We start from the raw sequence: 276 nt of genomic DNA, 5'->3' as shown, positions 1-276 counted from the left end.
ACACCAGCCTGCCCACGCAGGCCCACGACCACCCGAAGGAGATACGAGCGTGCCCGCTCACCCCAGTCACGACCGGCTCGATTCCGAGCAGGACGGTCCCGCCGGACGAACCTGGACCGACGCCGAATCGGACGCCGCGTTCGAGGTGCTCGGCGACCGCCTCATCGATGTGACCCGGCGGTTCCTCCGCTCGAACCGGCGAGAACGTATCCAGACCAAGCTCTACACGGTCAAGGGTCGCGAACTCGGCCCGGCCCAGATCGACGCCTTCGAAGC

At 67.8% G+C, this 276-nt stretch carries 1 protein-coding gene; it reads left to right on the top strand.

Features of this window, described 5'->3' with window-relative positions:
• Nucleotides 1-49 precede the first annotated feature (49 nt).
• On the top strand, nt 50-276 hold a 227-nt coding region (locus tag CUZ56_RS14975; RefSeq protein ID WP_148113764.1), incomplete at its 3' end, for a hypothetical protein.

This window comes from Saezia sanguinis (assembly GCF_003991585.1).
Taxonomy (GTDB): domain Bacteria; phylum Pseudomonadota; class Gammaproteobacteria; order Burkholderiales; family Burkholderiaceae_C; genus Saezia; species Saezia sanguinis.
The sequence above is the reverse complement of the archived record's forward strand: the minus strand, read 5'-3'. Positions and strand labels throughout refer to the sequence as shown.